16 protein-coding genes are annotated in these 15956 nt (G+C 68.4%); 3 read left to right on the top strand and 13 right to left on the bottom strand.

Going from position 1 to position 15956, the window contains the following annotated elements:
- Positions 1-383: 383 nt before the first annotated feature.
- Positions 384-905: a VUT family protein gene (locus tag ASC60_RS13170; RefSeq protein WP_055550315.1), complete on the top strand. Its 522-nt coding sequence runs from the start codon at positions 384-386 to the stop codon at positions 903-905.
- 673 nt (positions 906-1578) lie between these two features.
- Here ASC60_RS13170 and ASC60_RS13165 read toward each other — a convergent pair.
- The 5 genes from ASC60_RS13165 to ASC60_RS13145 form a co-directional block, all read right to left on the bottom strand.
- Positions 1579-1899, bottom strand: coding sequence for a hypothetical protein (locus ASC60_RS13165; RefSeq protein ID WP_055550313.1), 321 nt, complete (start codon positions 1897-1899; stop codon positions 1579-1581).
- Between the two features lie 68 nt (positions 1900-1967).
- Positions 1968-2267 carry a hypothetical protein gene (locus ASC60_RS13160; protein ID WP_055550311.1) on the bottom strand — a complete coding sequence of 100 codons (300 nt, stop codon included), beginning with the start codon at positions 2265-2267 and terminating at the stop codon, positions 1968-1970.
- Complete coding sequence (locus tag ASC60_RS13155) at positions 2267-3316, bottom strand: major capsid protein (protein ID WP_055550309.1); 1050 nt, start codon at positions 3314-3316, stop codon at positions 2267-2269. Before ASC60_RS13155 ends, ASC60_RS13160 begins: the two co-directional genes overlap by 1 nt.
- A 14-nt stretch (positions 3317-3330) precedes the next feature.
- On the bottom strand, positions 3331-3813 hold the full coding sequence (locus ASC60_RS13150; RefSeq protein ID WP_234356926.1) for a head decoration protein: 483 nt from the start codon (positions 3811-3813) through the stop codon (positions 3331-3333).
- A gap of 41 nt (positions 3814-3854) precedes the next feature.
- Positions 3855-4562: a hypothetical protein gene (locus ASC60_RS13145; RefSeq protein WP_055550307.1), complete on the bottom strand. Its 708-nt coding sequence runs from the start codon at positions 4560-4562 to the stop codon at positions 3855-3857.
- Between the two features lie 119 nt (positions 4563-4681).
- Between ASC60_RS13145 and ASC60_RS13140 the strand changes: the two genes are divergently transcribed.
- Positions 4682-5734, top strand: coding sequence for a nitrilase-related carbon-nitrogen hydrolase (locus ASC60_RS13140; RefSeq protein ID WP_055550305.1), 1053 nt, complete (start codon positions 4682-4684; stop codon positions 5732-5734).
- Between the two features lie 28 nt (positions 5735-5762).
- Here ASC60_RS13140 and ASC60_RS13135 read toward each other — a convergent pair whose 3' ends face one another.
- Positions 5763-7514, bottom strand: coding sequence for a hypothetical protein (locus ASC60_RS13135; protein WP_055550303.1), 1752 nt, complete (start codon positions 7512-7514; stop codon positions 5763-5765).
- Between the two features lie 155 nt (positions 7515-7669).
- Between ASC60_RS13135 and ASC60_RS41620 the strand changes: the two genes are divergently transcribed.
- On the top strand, positions 7670-8422 hold the full coding sequence (locus ASC60_RS41620; RefSeq protein WP_159043248.1) for a hypothetical protein: 753 nt from the start codon (positions 7670-7672) through the stop codon (positions 8420-8422).
- Positions 8423-8462: 40 nt separating this feature from the next.
- Here the strand turns inward: ASC60_RS41620 and ASC60_RS44040 are convergent, their stop codons facing one another.
- The 7 genes from ASC60_RS44040 to ASC60_RS13105 form a co-directional block, all read right to left on the bottom strand.
- Positions 8463-8753 carry a helix-turn-helix transcriptional regulator gene (locus ASC60_RS44040; RefSeq protein WP_079038370.1) on the bottom strand — a complete coding sequence of 97 codons (291 nt, stop codon included), beginning with the start codon at positions 8751-8753 and terminating at the stop codon, positions 8463-8465.
- Between the two features lie 127 nt (positions 8754-8880).
- Positions 8881-10317, bottom strand: a complete 1437-nt coding sequence (locus tag ASC60_RS13130) for a terminase large subunit domain-containing protein (RefSeq protein ID WP_159043247.1) — start codon at positions 10315-10317, stop codon at positions 8881-8883.
- A 53-nt stretch (positions 10318-10370) separates the two neighbouring features.
- Positions 10371-10904 (bottom strand): hypothetical protein, encoded by a 534-nt coding sequence (locus ASC60_RS13125; RefSeq protein ID WP_055550299.1) that lies wholly within the window; start codon positions 10902-10904, stop codon positions 10371-10373.
- A 24-nt stretch (positions 10905-10928) separates the two neighbouring features.
- Positions 10929-11831, bottom strand: coding sequence for a ParB N-terminal domain-containing protein (locus tag ASC60_RS43710; protein WP_055550297.1), 903 nt, complete (start codon positions 11829-11831; stop codon positions 10929-10931).
- A gap of 2 nt (positions 11832-11833) precedes the next feature.
- A complete protein-coding gene (locus ASC60_RS13115) occupies positions 11834-13168 on the bottom strand; it encodes a hypothetical protein (protein WP_055550295.1) in 1335 nt (444 codons plus the stop codon).
- A 130-nt stretch (positions 13169-13298) separates the two neighbouring features.
- Positions 13299-13700, bottom strand: coding sequence for a DUF488 family protein (locus ASC60_RS13110; protein WP_055550293.1), 402 nt, complete (start codon positions 13698-13700; stop codon positions 13299-13301).
- Positions 13701-13974: 274 nt separating this feature from the next.
- Positions 13975-15117 (bottom strand): ParB/RepB/Spo0J family partition protein, encoded by a 1143-nt coding sequence (locus ASC60_RS13105; protein WP_055550291.1) that lies wholly within the window; start codon positions 15115-15117, stop codon positions 13975-13977.
- Positions 15118-15956 lie beyond the last annotated feature (839 nt).

Raw genomic sequence — 15956 nt, 5'->3', positions numbered from 1 at the left:
TAAATGGACCTATCGGGTTGGTTCGCTAAATGCGTCGCGCCACCAAATACGGCCGAAACAACGTCTTGCTCAGATGTGACACCGTCATCCCAGCGAGCCGGGCACAGCAACGACCACCGCGAGACCGCTGGGGAACGACCTCCGCCTGACCTGCGAGTGCATGGTCGAGATGCGCTTTCTGGTGCGCCCGGATGTAGCCGACTCATGGTGCCCTGATCTGCATATGCCGTCGGCAGTGCACTCAATCCCAGACAGAGTCTCCAAGGCCGCGAGCCGTGCCGATGTCAGTGGCCTGGGTTGTACTGTCTGGGCGTTCGCCTCGCTGTCCGTCCACGGCGTGGTATCGGCGCAAACCGCCACATCACCGAAACAGAAAGAAGACCGTGAACGTCCCCGCCCCTGCCGGTATCGCGACCCTCGTCGCCTACGTCGCCACCATCCCTGCCGCGAACCTTGCTGTCACCCACTTCGGAGCCGTCCCCGTCGGCTTCGGCTACGTCGCCCCTGCCGGGGTCTACATGGTGGGTCTCGCCTTGGTACTTCGGGACCTCGCCCGTGAGTCCGCTGGCCGTGGTGCTGTTCTCGCGGCCATAGCCGTCGGCACCATCCTGTCGTACTTCCTTGCTGACCCGGCGCTGGCTGGCGCCTCAGCTGCCGCCTTCGCGGTGGCCGAGACAATGGACTTCGTCGTCTACGAGCCCCTCCGGAAGCGCGGCCTGCTGATCGCGATGCTCGCCTCGAACGCCGTCGGCCTGCTCGCGGACAGCCTCCTCTTCCTCAAGTTGGCCTTCGGTTCCTTCGAGTACCTGCCCGGCCAGATTCTCGGCAAGGCGTGGATGACCTTCGCTGCAATCGCCGTGCTGGCCCTCCTTCGACGCCGCAAGCAGGCGAGCGCGAGCGCCTGATCACCCTCAACACCGTTGGCGACGTTATCGGGGGTGCTGGTGTGGGCACCGCGTGGCACTGACCTGTGCATGCGCAGTACCAGCACAACTCCCCCGTGGACATCTGGCCATTGACGCCAGGGCACGAGTCGCAGGGTCAACTTGCCTCGCTCCTGGCCCCTCCGATACGGTCGCGTCATCAATGAGGGCCCCACCATGCCTAGGTCTGGTGGGGCCCTTTTGTGTCCTCTCGAACCCGGGGGGACCGAGTGTCGCGTGCCACCGTCTTCTTCAGGTTTGGCGGCCAGGGAGACGGCGGCCTTGCTCATGCGAAAGGACAACTGGTGAGTACACACCATGGCACAGGCTCCAGCCAGCAGTCACCCGGGGATGGCCCCGCGGATGACGCCTGGGGCCCGGAGCCTCCATCGTCGACGTCCGCCCATGTACGGCGCGCCAACGTACAACTGCTGATCGGCGGCCGCACCGTCTTCGCGGTGTACATCTCGCCCGCGATTGTGACGGGTGCAGCAGTTGCGTCCCTGGTACTCGGGGCGGCGAGTTGGGGCCACTGGCCTTGGCCGTAGAACCGTGAGACACGCCGCGGGGGCACCTGCCCCCGCGGCCTTCGGGCGGTCTCAAGGCACAGACGAAGTGCTGCAGTGTCTCGCCGGCGTGGCCCCAGAGCCGCGCGCTATCTGTAGCAGCGGGTCGGCACGAGCCTAGCCACTGCCAGAGTTTCGCTCGCTTCGTCTTCGTCCTCTGGCGCAGGCACCTGCCGTACAACTTCGATATGCCGCTCGATCCCTCGCAAGTTCTCCTGGAGGTCCATGGTCACCACCCCGTCCACGGTGACCTTCAGCGGGTCCGCGAGGAGCTTCGCTCGCCGCTCGCCCAGCACCTCCAGCGCAACTGCGCGCACCGAGCGCAGTCGGAAGAACCGGCGCTCCAGGTCGGCCGGGTCGGTGTCCGGCCCGATCTGCGCCAGCAGCCATGACCGCTGGAACTCGTCCACCCGCTACTCCCTCCACGCGGTGCGGCCCGCCGCCGGGCTGTTCCCGGTGGCGGGCCGCCTCCAGATGGTCACGACGACGAGGACGCGGAACGACCCGCGCCCCGCCTTGACGGGGACTTCCTCGCCCCGCCCGTGCCAGCCGTCTCCTCCTGGCCGCCGTCCTTGTTCCCGGACGGCCCGAACTTCTCCACCACGACAGTCTCTTCCGGCTCGTCGCAGTCGTCCGGCGGTTCCTCCCACGCGTCCGGGTTGGTGATCAGCGCGGCCACCCCCGGCTCCGGGTAGTCTCCCGGCAGCAGGATCAACTCCTCCCGCGTGGTCGGGTCCTGTACGTAGACCGCGGCCTTCAGCCGCCCCCGGCCCGCCATCACAGGACCTTCGCCACGATGTGCGCGTCCGGGGTGTGCATGACGGGCATCCCGACCGCGGCGCCCTTGGTCCAGATCTGCACGGGGTCATCCTGGACACCGCGCGTGATGATCAGGCCGGGGGCGTCCTCCCGGATGATCTCCGGATTTGTTCCACGCGATAGCACCAGGGCCTCCGCGGTCACCCCGTACATGGTCTGCGCCCACTTCTCCCGCTCCGGCGGCACCAGAATCCACAGGTCCTCCGGCAGCACCTTGCGGGGCTTGCCGTCCACCCGCACCTGGGCCTTGTAGAACTGGATCGGCGGCAGGCTGTAGTTGCCGCGCACCACGTTGATCTGCTGCGGCGTGAGCGTGGCCGTCGGCGTGGTCGACGGGTTCACGCTGCCGTAGTAGGCCGCCCGGTAGGCGTTGTTCGCCGCCAGGTAGCTGAACGCCTTCCGGCTGGTGATCACCAGCTCAGGCTCCGGGGCGCCGATGTCGTCCAGGTGCTGGATCCATCGCAGCTCGTCCGCGATCGGGTCGGAGGCCGGGTCCGACCACGGGATACGGGCGACCGGCATGTTCTCGGCGGGGACGTTCCAGTCCACCTCCAGCGTTAGGCCGTTCTCCTGTTCCAGCGTGAACCGGCCGTCCGCGAGTACGTCGCCGGCGGCCAGCTCCAGCCGGGACCGGATCGCTTCGACGTGCCGTTCCACGTCGTCGTACAGCAGCTCGATCAGCCGGTCCTGATCCGAGCCGTGCGACGCCTCCAGCAGGATCTGTTCCTGCTCGGAGACGACGAGCTTCTGGCCCAGCGCGGGCAGCGCACCCTCTCGGGACGTCTGCCACGCCTCACGGGTCGCGAACGGCACCGAGGCGTTGAACGCCCGGTACTTGGCGACGTTGACGTACCGGCCGGAGTCCTTCGTACGCCACTTCACCTCACGCATCTCCACGGTCGGGAAGATCGTCTGGGTGAGCAGGAAGTCCTTCGGGGACGGGATCGCCCTGGCGAACGCCGTCAGGTCCATGACCGAGACGTCCTTGAGCAGGTCCTGAATCGTCATAGCTCAGCCCCCGCTCACACGAAGCGGATCTGCGCGGCACGCGGGTGCCACACGAGCTGGGACACGTCGATACCGCCCGGCACCTTCGACGCCTTCACCGCGCCATGCCACAGCAGCGCGGCCGGAACACGGGTCTGCCCCGGCGCGAACGGGGCCTCGGCGATCACGAAGCCGCGCAGGATCTGGCGGCCACAGTGCGCCTCCGGATCGTACGGGCCATACAGGCCGGACTCAGCGACCCTGCCAACCGGCACACCGGACAGCACCCGGCCATACGGGTCGCAACCGTCGCCGCACACGTAGTGCGTGCCCTCGCAGAACAGGTTCAGGTCGAGGGTGATCGTGTCGACGGAGTCGGTGCCGTGCAGGGACGCCAGCCACTCGCGGTTGGCGGTCGTGTACTCGGACGTCGATACGGGCTGGATGGTCATGTGCTTGGTCTCCATGGACGCTGCGGTCAGATTCCGCACACCGCCCACGGAGGCGATGCCGTCCACGAAGTTCAGGGGGCGTGGTCCCCCAAGGTCTGAGGCCCGGACTATCGGGCGGCGGAGTCGCTGAACTCCGGGATCAGGCCACGGCGCTTGGCCATCTCCAGCCCGGCCGAACCGGGCTTGGACACCGGGGCCGTACGGGTCGGGCCTCGCCCTGCCGGCGCTCCCGCGGGGGCGGCCGGCACCGGAGTGCGGACCTCACCGAACAGCTCCGGACGCCTGGCTCGCAGGGCCTCGGCCGCCGACTGGATCTGCGCCTCGTCCGCGTCCTCGTCGTCCACGGCCAGCAGACGCTCCGCGTCCACCAGATCGTCACCCTCCGCGCCGAGCGCCACCAGCGCGGCCCGGCGAAGCGCCGCCCTCTCCCGCTCGGCGGCCAGCTCCTCCCGACGCGCGGCCTGCAACTCCCGCTCAGCAGCCGCCTGTTCCCGACGCTCCACCTCCGACAGCGCGGCCTGCTCGGCCTCCCGCTGCGCGGTCACGAACTCAGTGAGCGCCTTCGGGGAGTCGAACCCGAGCGTGGCCAACAGCCGCTTGATCGCAGCCCGTTCACCCTGCGCCTTCTCCCGGGTGAGCATCTTGCCCAACCGATCCTGAGTGACCGTGACCTGCTGCTCCTGGCCGCCGCCGTCCGGGGCGTCGTCGAGCTGGTCGTTCGTCTCGTCCTCCGACGAGGCACCGAGAATCGGGTAGATCGGCCGCCCGTCACGGCGGTAGCCGACAGGACGGCGAGGCGGCAGGGGCCGGACCATACATCTCCTCCAGAGCGCGCCCCCGCGCTGACGGCCAGTGTAGCCACCTGCACCGACACGGCCACGAACCCTTGTCCGACCGCCCCCACAGGATGGCCTCGAACAAGGAGGCACCACCCATGACACTCGACCCCTACACCGCTGTCGGGCTCATCCCGGAGATCACCGAGATCCAGCAGCGCGACGACATCGCCACCAACCTCGACCACCTCTACGCCCTCACCCGCACCGCCGTCTCCCTCGGCGGCCTCGACCACCCCGTCCGACTGGTCGCCCTGCCCGAAGGCGCGCTCCAGGGCTTCACCGACGAGATCCACGACCTCGACCACGCCACCTACGCCCGCACCTGCGCCATCAGCCTTCCCGGCGCGGAAACACAAGAACTCGGCCGCTGGGCCCGCGAGTTCAACATCCACGTCATGGCCCAGGCCAAGGCCCTCCACCCGGCCTTCCCCGACCGGTACTTCAACGTCGGATTCGTCATCGACCCCGACGGCGAGATCGTCCTGCGGCACTACAAGCTCGCCCCGCTGCCACCCATGGAACACAGCCTCAGCCCACACGATGTCCTCGACCAGTGGACCCGCCTCTACGGCCGGACCCCCGAGGCGTACTGGCCCGTTGCCGACACCGCCATCGGCCGCCTCGGCGTCATGATGGCCAACGAGGCGTCCTACCCGGAGAACGCCCGCGGCCTCGCCCTCGGCGGATGCGAGATCGCCTACCGCACCAGCTACCCGCTGCCCGGCGTCGCTTCCGGCGCCTTCGATATCCAGAACCGCGCCCGCGCCCTCGATAACACCATGTACGTCCTCGCCCCCAACCCGGCCTCCTACACCGGAGCCGACGTGCAGCGCGTCGACTTCTTCGGCGGCCACTCCACCATCACCGACTACACCGGCCGCACCGTCGGCCACCTCGACCACGGCGGCGTCGCCACCTTCGTCACCGCCACCATCGACCTGCCCGCCCTCCGCCGCCAGCGCACCACCGCCGCCTGGACCAACTGGGCCAAGGACCTGCGCACCGAGCTGTTCGCCACCCTCTACGAACAGCCCATCTACCCGGCCAACCTCTACGCCGACCGCCCGCCGTACAACCACGCCGAATACCGCGAGCACGTCACCGAACCCCAGATCGACCTGATGCGCGCCCGCGGCATCTGGCGCTGACCTCCGCTCAACGCACCCCGAGGCCGCGTCACCGGCCCGCCTCCACCGGCTCCCGCTCGCTTACCTTCCCCACCCCGGCCGACGCCGACCCGTCATCCTCCTCCTGGTCCTCGCCCTCCTCGCGCCCGCGCCGAGCAGCGGCCTCCGCCATCCGTACCGCTGCCTCCTGCTCTGCCTTCGCCCTGATCCGCTCAACCTCCTGCGAGGCGTCTTTGATCGGGTACCCGGCCTCCAGCAGCATCGCCACCGCCGTCTCCAGCGACAGCACCCCCGCCCCGTACGCCTTGACGACCTCCTCCAGCACCGCGCCCCGGTCCGTCGGCGTGTGCGGCGCCCACGCCAACCTCGCCGGCAGCGTCTCCCCGGCCGCCCAGCCCTCCGCCCGCCCGGCCTGGTACAGCCGCTGCACCATCTTGAACAGCAGCCGGTACTTGTGCTCACGGGCGAGCCGCATCATCCCGATCAGCGCATCCAGCGGCCCCAGGGCCAGCTTCAGCGCGTACCCCGACGGCACCTCCGTGGCCTCAAGCGTCCCGAGCCCGGCCGCCGTCACCCGCGAGTTGGCCGCGATCCGCTCCAGCAGGTGATCCACCCGCGCCCGCAGTTCGGCCAACTGCGGCGACGTGTCCAGGGCATCCATCCGCCCCGTTTCACCGAGCTGCCACACTGCACCGGCCTTCACCTGAAGCTCCTGCGGCTTGCCCGTCGCCCGGTCCACCGGCAGCCGCGCACCCGCGAGCCCGATGATCGGCGTGCCCGTCGTCGCCGACGCGGCCGAGCTGTCCGAGTCGGTGGCCGCGAGCTCGTCGAGTGCCTGCAGAACCCGCGCGAGAATCGAGCGCCCCCAGTGCTCCCCGCCGTCCGGGATCGTGTTCGCGATGTGGATCACGGGCACGAAGTCGATCAACAGATCCAGGCGGTTCAGCTCCGTGCCGTCCGGCCGCACCCGGTACGCGGCCTTGTCCATCGGCAGCCGGTCCAGGGTCTCGCCGTTCTTCAGGTCCTCCAGCAGCCACTCCGCGTCGGTGAGGTAGCACGTCATATTGGACGTCCGGCCCGGCTCCCACGGGTACCGCCGCCCAGCAGCCGCCGCACCGTCCTCGCCGGACTCTCCGTCCTCAGAGATCGGACCCAGCTCGTACGTCACCCGACGCACCCTGGCCGTCAGCCCGGCGTCGTCGTCCGCCGGCAGCTCCCACGCCAGATGCACCCGGCTGGGAAAGTCCTCGTCCTCGTCACCCCACTGCGGGAAGAAGAACCCCGGATCGTAGACCCGCAGCGTCGGCCGCTGCTTCTCCGGGTTCCACGCAAGCACCATCACGCTGTCCCCGAGCAGCACCGCCGCCCGCTCCGCCTGCTGCACCCGGAACGTCAGCAGCTCCTTGTCCGCCCACTTCCGCAACCGGTCCTGCACCGCGGCGGCCTCCACCGCACCGGGCCTTGGCGTCACCTCATCAGCGTGCTCCGCACCCTCGACCGCGACCTTCTGTTCTGAACCGAGGAGGTAGCCGAGCGCAGTGTCCACGAGGTTCGCCGCGTCGCCCAGCTCCCGCCGCTCCAACGCGCTCGCATCGCCACCGGCCGCCGCAAGCTGTCCGGCCTGGTTGTTGTCATATGACGCCAGCACCTTGTACGCGGCCAGCCGCCGCAACTCGTGTGGTGGCACCCACGTCTTGGCCAGCTCCGGGAACGCGCGGCTGCCCGGACGGCCAGCGTCGGCCATCACCGGCTTGTAGTTCAGCCACGACCAGGCGTCGATCACCAATTGGCGCAGGCTCATCGGGGGCAGTCCTCCGGTGATTGGCCCCGCGCCGCATGCCAGCTTAGTGGGCCGTCCCATCGGCGTCGGCGTCGCCGATCACAGGGCCTACAACAGGAAGAAAGCTGCCCTTGCGCGTAGAAAGGTAGTAGCGCCTGCGGATCAAGGTGGTTGTCGTGGCAACTACGGCATGGCAGATGCTCGACGAGTCCTTGGCGATTCCCGTCGTCGGCGAGCAGTCCACATGGGCGAGGGCCTTGGTCGCCTTCATCGTCGCTTTGCCTAGCGGCTGGGCATGGCTCTGGGCTCGCGGCCAAGGGAAGGGTCTACGGCCCTTCACCCGAGCCAGCATCGTCACTTCTCTTCAGGTCATCCTGTTGACAGCTGGGCTGGCTGCGCTGCTGGGCGCCCTCATAGCGTCACCATACGCAGCCGTGCTCGCAGGAGGCGTAGGTCCCAGCATTCTGGACGCAGAGCGACTCACTGGCGCGGTCAAGAGCAGGAGAAACGAGAGTGAGGGTGGAACGAGCAAGAGCACTCCAGGATGGTTCCGCGCGCTACAAAAGGCGGCACTCGTTTACGGATTGCAGCGTCTGGACACCCGAATGTTTCAACATCGGAACGACTGGTGCCGCCTGCGCTGGGACCTGACCTGGACACCCGACGAGGTGGAGACCAAGGCTCGTGACCTTGCGAAAGAGTTGCGCGAGCAAGACCTCGCGAAGACCAGGGAGGAGCAAGTTTGGATGCAGGGCATCCGGCAGCACTGCGCCGATGCACGCCATTGGGAAAACACCGGCCAGGCGTTCGAATATCGGCGGTCGCTGGACGAAGCATGGGACCAGTATCGGATCATGCTCGTACGGGCATATGTGAATGGCAGAGATTCACTAGTCCCGAGAGTGCAGAACCCGCGGCCTCCTCTGTAACCTCAATTGGCATGAGCCCATGGTCCACAACAGGAGGCCCTTATTCGTCGGCCTTGGGAGGGTTCGGCTCAAGCCGAATAACAAAGTGTGCGTCGAGCGCCGCCGCTGCTGATGCCAGCGTGCGGAGTGTGGCGTTCGCATCACCGGAGAGGACCTGACTGACGCGACCCTGCGTTACGCCCATACGGGCAGCTAGGGCTGACTGAGTCAGTCCGGATGCGCGCTGGAGTCGGCTGATCTCAACTGTGACGTCGCGAGGCAGTCGGGCCAGCTCCGCAGTCAGCCGCTCCTCGTAGCCGTCCTCGGGTAGAGCTCGGACGCCCGGCTCCATGTCTCCACCTCCCACACCGGCATGATTGATTCAAGAGAAGATATTAGCCATACCTAATTCCATTAGTCAAGGCTAATGACCTCAAACCCCCGAGCATGACGTTATGCCACCCCGGGGAGACCGTCGGTTACCGCCGACCGCTCAACCGCTGGTCCTCCCCGCCACGCGGAGGAGGCATCGTGGGATCGAGGAACAGATCCCATAGCGCCCACACGGCCGAGTCCAACAGGTCCGGTGAGTCCTCCGTCTCCCCCTGGCCAACAAACGTGGTCATCTGCTCCTCCAGCTCCGCGAACCGCCGAGCCGGGCCGACATGCGACACCCGAGCCTGCTCGTACAGCTGCGCTGCTGGGGCCGCCCGCGCCCGCTTCCCGCGCGTGGCGTGAACGATGCGCCAGTTCACCGTCGGATCCACCTGCTCCAGGAGAGCGGGCAGGTAGTCGCCGCCGTTGTTCGCCTCGATGACCACGCAGTCCGCCCGGTGCTCGTGGTACAGCGTGGCGGCCCGCTTCATCGCCTGCGTCGGCGTGTACCGGTCCTGCTCGCAGTGCAGCAGATACCCGCGGGGCCGGTCGTCCCCGAACATCGTCTCCACCGGGAACCCGCGCCCCGCCACGACGAACGCCGTCATGTCTGCGTTCTCGTGGCTCTTGGTCGCCGGGTCCACGGACACCACCACGCGCTGGAGGTCCGGCAGATGCTCGGGCCTGGGCCGGAAGCCCTCGACCTCCAGCATCCAGCCCTTCCACAGCGCGCCCTCAACGTCCTCGAGTAGCTCGCCGGACAGCTCCTGACGGCCCAGCCGGGTGCCGGCGTACTCCTCCTCCAGCTCCTCACGGGCCGCCGCCGACAGGTTCGCGTCGTTCTCCCGCATGTGCCCGCGGGTCAACACCACCCGCGGCGGCGCCCCACCCCCCTGATGCGCCTTCTCCTGCTCCCGACCGCGCTCGACGAGCCGCTTGACGTGTGGGAGCGGCTTGGGCGTCGTGGAGATGACGACCTGCGGGGTGTCCGCCTCACGCAGGCAGAACCACAGCATGTCGTAGACCTCTTGCGCGGTGTGCCGCGACCAGGCCGCGTACTCGTCGCACCACGCCTTGTCGAACGCCCAGCCACGCAGGTTGTCCGGCGTCTCCGCACCGAACCCGCGAATCAGCGTGCCATTCGTCAGCCGGAGTGTCGTCTCACCGAGCGACGAGTTGTACTTGGCCACCTCTTCCGGCGGGAACACCGACAGCAGACCGGACTTCGGCGACTCGAAGCAGATGTCCCGCACGAGCGTCGCGTTCTTCGCCACCACTGCGATCTGAAGACCTGGCGTCTGCGCCCACTCCCGAACCGTCTCCGCCGCCGTCCGCGACTTGCCCCAGCCACGGCCGGTGAGCAGCATCCACACCGTCCACAGCCACAGCGGCTGACGCTGCGCCGCACGGGCATGGTGGTGAAGCCACCCCTCATGCGGCAGCCCGTCACAGTTCGGGACCTCGCACGCCCACCTGCGCGCCGACAGCTCATCGGCCCGTACCAGTGCCGCGACTTCGGCCTTCAACTGCTCGTCGCTCATCACCGACGGGTCTGCGAACCCCTCAACCATGCGGCGCTTGGCCCGGCCGCGGCTCACTGCGTGCCCTCCGACAGCCGGCGCTCCAGCTCACGGCGGAGCTGATCCATCCGGGCCCGGCGCTCCTCGTCCGACAGGGACGCCACGTCCACGCCCTGGTCCCGGTCCTCGACCGTCCCGGCCGCCGGGGCCTCACCCACGGCCCGTCGCTCGATCTCCGCCGCGACCTGGATGTAGCGCAGCAGCTCCGACGGCGACAGCTCCCGCGGGTCGAGCGTCTGGAGCCGCGCGACCGCCTTGCTCTGCACGGCCTGCGCCAACTTCGCGTGCCTGCGGGCGATCTCCCGCCGCGCCTGCGCCTGCTCCGCGAGGAACAGCCGGTCCTGCTCCCGGTCGTAGGCCGCCGCCCGCATCACCCATGCGAACTGCCGCGACCAACGTCCCAGCAGGGAGCGAGACTTATTCAACTCCCGTGCCGCCTTCGTGACACTCCGCGCCGGGCCGAGATCGCGGTACGCGGCGAACGCCTCGAACGCCTGGACCGACTCCCCGCTCTGCCGCTCCCAGGACTCCACGGTGTCCTCGGCCACCGCTCACCTCCTGGCCGAGGCCGTCTAGTTGCTCTGTGCGGCCAGGACTTCCAGCGCCCGCCACGGCTCCTCGGCCGGCACGGTGCCGTCCTGCACCATCCGGTCGATGGCCGCCCGCACCAGGGCAGCCGTCTCCACCGGCACGTCCCGAACGCCGAACACCGTCTCCAGCGGCGCCGTCCCCGCCCGGGTCGCCTCCCCGGTAGCGGAGTCGAACCAGCCCTCGGCCAGCTCGCCCAGGTGCCGCTCGAACACAGCGAGGATCACGCCGAGCGCCGTCGCGCTGTTGCCGATCTTGTACGCGGCTCGGGAGGTCTCCAGCGCATCGAGCACAGGCTCGTACTGCTCCAGCCCGGCCACCCACCGCTGGTCCGCCGTCGCCGCGGACCGGGCGGCGTCGAACGCGGCCTCGGCTTGCTCCAGCTCATCGGGCAGGAACATGAACTGCACGCTGGCGAAGTCGAGGTTCGCCTCACCCAGGGAGGCGACGTCCACCTTCTCCAGCAGGTCCAGGGCCTTGTCGTCCAGGCCCGTGTACTGCCGCCACTCCACCGACTCCAGCTCGTCGTATAGCTCCTTGAGGATCGCCGGATCGTCCTGCCCTGCGATGGCGTTGTGCGAGAGCTGGAGCGCGATCTGCCGCTGGCGGGGCAGCGGCTCGTCTATCTGCATCCACCAGATCTGCGACAGGCCGGCCTCGATCGCGGCGAGCGTGCGGTGGTTGCCGGACAGGACGACCAGTCGTCCCGTGTCGCGGTCGTTCCACACCAGCGGCGTCGAGGTCAGGCAGCCGTCACGTTCGATGTTCGCCACGAGCTGGCGGAACTGCTCGTGCGGCAGGAACCGCGCGTTGACGTCGAGCAGCGTCAGCGTGCGCGGGTCGCCCTGCACCATCTGCGGCGGGGCGAGGCGCGTGGTCTCCTCCATGGTCAGACTCCCGTCTTCGTCGTCGGGGCGCCCCACCGCTTCGCCCACATCTCAAGGGCCTCGGCCAGCGTGTGCTGGCCCATAGCCCCCTGGTACTGGAGCTGGAACTTCCAGCCGTCCTCGTTCGATGGGCTGCGCTTGTGCAGCCGCAGCAGCCCGCGGTACTTCATCGACACCGGGTTGTTGCTGAACGCTGTCGTCGCCACCCGCCGGATCCGCCGCGAAAACGCCCGCTGGCATAGCAACTGCGCTTCGGCACTGGTGGCCGCGAGCACGATCAGCTTCGACAGCCGCAGGTAGTCGGTCGGCGCGACCGCGAAGTCCGAGAGCACGTACGCCTCGTCCTGCGTGAACGTGCTCGGAGCCATCGCGAAAACGCCCAGGAGCCGTCCGCCGCCGTCCTGCACCGCGACGGCCAGGTTCGCCGCGCCCGGCGCGATCTTCGGGTTGAGGTACCGGGAGCGCAGCGCGTTGAACTGTCCGGGCTTCAGCAACGACAGCCGCAGCGGACCGACCAGTTCGTCACCCTCCCGCAGGCGGGGGACCTTCACCGGTTCGATCGGCTGGCGTGGGGCGACGATCCTCGTGCGGGCCTCGCTGGCGTACACGTAGAAGGGAGCGGCGCGCGGCGTCGCCTTGATCACGCCGCGCAGGTAGGGGTGCAGCTCGGGCACGCTGTGGTTGGAGGCCGTCAGCCAGTACGGCCGGTCCGTGATCGCGCCGAGCACGCTGACCACGTCGTCATCGGACAGCGGCTCGTACTCGGGCGCGTCCCAGGTGAAGTGCGCCTCCAGCGGCTCGTACAGCTTCTCGTAGCCGCCGCCGTAGAAGGGAGGGAAGGAGCACACCGGGGCGTCACGGGGAACCTTCTGGAGCCAGGAGCGCACGTCTTCCACCTCGTAGGAGGCGAGTTCGATGTCCGAGCCGGACAGCCGCTCGACCGTCTCCGCGTGCTTGGCCTTCCACTGCTCCCGGTAGGAGCGGACGACCCGTTCGTGCCACAGCCCCTCGCGGCCGACGCTGGCGAGGAACCGCGTGCCGAGCATGAGCGTGGCGACGGTGCCGACACCGTCGTCCAAGGAGCCCGCGAGCCAGCCGAGTTCGTCTCGGCTCTCCTCGCGGAGTTGGATGCCGACCGGTTGCCAGGTGAGCCACCGGCCGACCGCGCTGGTGTAGATGGACACGTCGGAGGAGTGGAGGGCGAACCCCATGCCGGCCACGCTGCGCTCGATGGTGAAGTTGCCGCAGCACGGGACGTACACCGGGCCGCTCGGCCAGCCGCTGGCGGTCTCGCGCACGATGGAGCGCATGGGGCCCGGGATGGTGCCCTGGAACATCTCTCGCCTCCCGACGAACGACAGCGCCCGGCCTCGGGGTGCCGGGCCGGGCGCTGCGCTGGAACCTTACACAAGGAGCAGGCAGCTCCTTGGAATCATGTCACCTATCTTTAGGGCGCGCTTCCGACGCTCAGATCAAGGTGCCCTGCTGATCCATCGGGGACAGCTCCCGCACCTCGTCTCCCGTGACGTCCTTCCACCAGGCGGCGAACACGCGGCGGTGGCACCACAGACCCGGCTTGGCCAGGTCCTCGAAGCAGAGCAGCACCAGTCGGTGATCACCCTCGGCCTGCGTGATCTGCCGCAGCCGCGCGGCGATCCGGTCGGGCCCGAGCTGGTCGAGGTCGGCCCGGTAGGCCGCCGTGAACTCGGGCTCAGGCTGGGAGAGGTAGTCCCGACGCGGCGCAAGCTCCCGCACCGAGTGGGTGAGGGAGTAGGGGAGTTTGAAGCGGGGAGCGCCCAGGGTGATGCGTACCGGCACCCCTTGCGGGCGTTGAAACGCCTGGAACCGGTTGGTGAACAGAGTGAGCACGTAGCCATTCCTTTCATGGTGCTCAGATGCCGGGGTGCGTCGGCGTCGCCGCCGGCGGCCCCGGTGACCGATGATGCCGCCCGCTCGGATCTTGGGGGTCTGAGCGGCACCGGGCGCGTAGGGAGAGTCCCCCCGCGCGCCCGGCTCGGGCAGAAACGGGTTGCAATTTGGACAGGGACTCAAGTGGAAAGAGGCGCGGCCGGAATTCCGGCCGCGCCCACTCACCCAAACCCACAGGAGAACAGGGGCGCGGCCGCCGCCGCGCCCCTCCGGTCTACTTTCCTGCCGCTTCCGCCTTCTTGGTGGGCGTCCGGCGCGCCGGGGCCTTCGCGCCCGCGGCCGTGCGCGCCGCGGGCTTCGGGCCGGGCTTGGCCGCCGCCTTCTTCGCTGTGGACTGCGGCTCGTCCGCCGCCTTCGCCTCCGGCTTCTCGGCCTTCGCCTCGGGCTTGGCCGCCACCTCGGCCTTCTTCGCAGCCGTGGCCTCCTGCTGGACCTCAACGGCCGCCTTGTTGAACTCCTCGGCCATGGCCCGCTGGATGCCCTGCGCCTTGCTCAGCAGGTTCCGCACCATCTGCACCTTGGCGTACAGGCGGCCGACGACCCGCAGGTGGCGGGCGAGGTCGTCACCGAGGATGACGGCCAGGTCCTCCGGCTTCTTCTCCGCCAACTCTTCCAGCAGCGGGATCAGGACCTCCTCCGCCTTGCCGAGTCCGTCCTTCGCCTTGGCCTTGGCCTTCTTCTGCTTCTCCTGCTCCTCGGCCGTCGGCGCCTTCTCGTTGGTGAGGGAGGTCTGCTGCTCCATCATCTTGAGGCCGTTGGCGAAGTGCTGCGCCTCGGCCTCGCTGTCGAAGTCGCCGCGCACGTACCGCATGGCGGCCACCATCTGGTTCGCCGGGTTGAGCTGGGCGATGTGCCAGGCGAGGTTGTTCTTTATCTGCCCCTGGTCGACCATCTCGGCCACCTCGGGGCGCAGGGTGAGCAGGCCCAGCCGCCAAGTGATGTGCGTCTCCGTCTTGCCGAACTGCTTGGCGATCTTCGCCGGGGTCCATCCGGCAGCCTTGAGGTCGGCGTACGCACCAGCCTCCTCCATGATGGTCATGTCCGCCCGGTTGACGTTCTCAGCGATGCTGAGGACGTACGCCTCCTCCTCGGTGGCACCCTCGACGACCTTCGCCGGGATGACCTCCAGGCCGGCCGCCTGGCAGGACCGCCAGCGCCGCTCGCCCGCGATCAGCATGTAAGGGACCTTGGCGCCCTCGACCGGCCGGACGACGACCGGCTGGAGGAGGCCGTTCTCCCTGATGCTGTTGGTCAGCTCATCCTGCGCCTCCTCCGAGAAGAACTTCCTCGGCTGCTCCGGGTTGGGAGCAATCTCGCTGACCTTGATGTTGATGAACTCGACCTTGTTGTCAGCCATTTCCCCGCGCCTTTCGTGAATTCCGTTTGGGTTTTCCCCTTTGTTCTTACACTTATATCTTAATGGCGAATACCGCCAAAGCAAGTTCAGAACTCTTTTATTTCAGAGGAATTCGAAAAGGGAATTCACTGCATTTCTGAATTCCCTTTTCTGGCTGCGGACATGAGAGAGCCCGCCACGACCAAGCGGTCACGGCGGGCTGACTCCCGTCACGCACCCCGACGGCCGCACCGGACGGCCGACTCCTCGCCGGGCGGGGCGCGGGGGGGGTCGGCCGCCCGGCGAGGAGTAGGGAAGGACGCCGCTCGCGCGACGCTGCCGTACGGGCTCCTGCGGCTGCTGTACCCGCCCGGCACGTCAAAACGTACAGCAGCATCTCAAAAATGTCACCTATCTGGCCCCTGCCTGGGCGCTGGTCACCCTGTGACTCAACAGCACCCATCCTCTTGCAGGCCGTCGTCTGGCTCCCGGCCGCGCATGCCAGCCTGCCACTCCAGCAGCTTTCGGGCCTCCTGGCGGGTCGAGACGCCCGTCCCACCTCGAAGCAAACACGGGGGCTGCTTGGCCAGTTCAGCGATCCGCCGCTCGTCGATTTCGGACATGCGATTCCTCCCGTGAACGGCAAGCGCGCCGCCTTCGCCCGCCCAGATGCGACTTCCTCGACAGCCCACCAAGAGGCAGGCAACGGAGCGCGTGACGCCCGCAGTTCGCCCGCCGGCACCCCCGGGGAAACTGTCCAACAAACCCTATAACCCCTCCGAGCTGCGAGGTATCGTAGAGGCAGGGACGATTGTTACCGGCCAGTCACCTGCGGCAGCATACGGCACGGCCAGAGAAGG

Origin of the sequence: Streptomyces sp. NBRC 110028 (assembly GCF_001417735.1) — a bacterium.
Classification (GTDB): domain Bacteria; phylum Actinomycetota; class Actinomycetes; order Streptomycetales; family Streptomycetaceae; genus Streptomyces.
This window is presented reverse-complemented; position numbering and strand designations above follow the sequence as displayed.

Coding starts and splice junctions, on each gene's coding strand:
- ASC60_RS44040 (WP_079038370.1), bottom strand. CDS start 8,753: ATGGAGCCGGGCGTCCGAGCTCTACCCGAGGACGGCTACGAGGAGCGG.
- ASC60_RS43710 (WP_055550297.1), bottom strand. CDS start 11,831: ATGGAGGAGACCACGCGCCTCGCCCCGCCGCAGATGGTGCAGGGCGAC.
- ASC60_RS13115 (WP_055550295.1), bottom strand. CDS start 13,168: ATGTTCCAGGGCACCATCCCGGGCCCCATGCGCTCCATCGTGCGCGAG.
- ASC60_RS13105 (WP_055550291.1), bottom strand. CDS start 15,117: ATGGCTGACAACAAGGTCGAGTTCATCAACATCAAGGTCAGCGAGATT.
- ASC60_RS13140 (WP_055550305.1), top strand. CDS start 4,682: ATGACACTCGACCCCTACACCGCTGTCGGGCTCATCCCGGAGATCACC.
- ASC60_RS13145 (WP_055550307.1), bottom strand. CDS start 4,562: ATGGTCCGGCCCCTGCCGCCTCGCCGTCCTGTCGGCTACCGCCGTGAC.
- ASC60_RS13130 (WP_159043247.1), bottom strand. CDS start 10,317: ATGAGCGACGAGCAGTTGAAGGCCGAAGTCGCGGCACTGGTACGGGCC.
- ASC60_RS13135 (WP_055550303.1), bottom strand. CDS start 7,514: ATGAGCCTGCGCCAATTGGTGATCGACGCCTGGTCGTGGCTGAACTAC.
- ASC60_RS13160 (WP_055550311.1), bottom strand. CDS start 2,267: ATGGCGGGCCGGGGGCGGCTGAAGGCCGCGGTCTACGTACAGGACCCG.
- ASC60_RS13155 (WP_055550309.1), bottom strand. CDS start 3,316: ATGACGATTCAGGACCTGCTCAAGGACGTCTCGGTCATGGACCTGACG.